This window comes from Arthrobacter sulfonylureivorans, from assembly GCF_047607445.1.
GTDB classification, from domain to species: domain Bacteria; phylum Actinomycetota; class Actinomycetes; order Actinomycetales; family Micrococcaceae; genus Crystallibacter; species Crystallibacter sulfonylureivorans_A.
The window spans coordinates 1-1,392 of record NZ_JBLKRT010000113.1 but is presented as its reverse complement, the minus strand read 5'-3'; the positions used below and the strand labels follow the sequence as shown (position 1 = coordinate 1,392).

General features: G+C 52.8%; 1 rRNA gene. It reads right to left on the bottom strand.

Features of this window, described 5'->3' with window-relative positions:
• Window positions 1–54: 54 nt before the first annotated feature.
• Window positions 55–1,392: ribosomal RNA gene (locus ACMX2H_RS19025) — 16S ribosomal RNA — on the bottom strand; the annotation flags it as partial.

Sequence of the window (1,392 nt, the reverse complement as noted above, 5' to 3'; positions counted from 1 at the left end):
TTTTTCTTTTTCTTTTTTTTTTTTCCCCCCCCAACGGCCCGGGACCCCCTTTTGATAGAAAATCTTGGGCACAATCCGGGGGAGGGGGGGGGTAAAGCCCGGGAGTTTCCCCGGGCATTTGATCCGGATTCTAGGATTCGCTTCAGGAGTCGGTGCAACTCCATCCGAATCGATCGCTTTTGAAATTACCTCCCTCGCTGGTAGCACCCTTGTCCGACCATGTAGCCCGGGGTAGCCCGGCCGTAAGGGCCAGATGATTGACGTCGTCCCGCCTTCCTCCAGTTGTCACTGGCAGTATCCTTAAAGTTCCCATCGAAATGCTGGCAAGTAAGGAAAAGGGTTGCGCTCGTTGCGGGACTTAACCCAACATCTCACGACACGAGCTGACGACAGCCATGCAGCACCTGTATCTAGATTCCCGAAGGCACCAATCCATCTCTGGAAAGTTTCTAGTATGTCAAGGCCAGGTAAGGTTCTTCGCGTTGCATCGAATTAAACCACATGCTCCACCGCTTGTGCGGGCCCCCGTCAATTCATTTGAGTTTTAGTCTTGCGACCGTACTCCCCAGGCGGTCTACTTATCGCGTTAGCTGCGCCACTAAAGCCTCAAAGGCCCCAACGGCTAGTAGACATCGTTTACGGCATGGACTACCAGGGTATCTAATCCTGTTTGCTCCCCATGCTTTCGTACCTCAGCGTCAGTATTAGGCCAGATGGCTGCCTTCGCCATCGGTATTCCTCCAGATCTCTACGCATTTCACCGCTACACCTGGAATTCTACCATCCTCTCCCATACTCTAGCTCACCAGTATCGAATGCAATTCCCAAGTTAAGCTCGGGGATTTCACATCCGACTTAATAAGCCGCCTACGCACGCTTTACGCCCAGTAAATCCGATTAACGCTCGCACCCTCTGTATTACCGCGGCTGCTGGCACAGAGTTAGCCGGTGCTTATTCTGCGAGTAACGTCCACTATCTCTAGGTATTAACTAAAGTAGCCTCCTCCTCGCTTAAAGTGCTTTACAACCATAAGGCCTTCTTCACACACGCGGCATGGCTGGATCAGGGTTCCCCCCATTGTCCAATATTCCCCACTGCTGCCTCCCGTAGGAGTCTGGGCCGTGTCTCAGTCCCAGTGTGGCGGATCATCCTCTCAGACCCGCTACAGATCGTCGCCTTGGTAGGCCTTTACCCCACCAACTAGCTAATCCGACTTAGGCTCATCTATTAGCGCAAGGTCCGAAGATCCCCTGCTTTCTCCCGTAGGACGTATGCGGTATTAGCATCCCTTTCGAGATGTTGTCCCCCACTAATAGGCAGATTCCTAAGCATTACTGGCCCGTCCGCCGCCTAGGTACTTTAAGGTAGTCTGGAATCACTGGTCTCAGGGA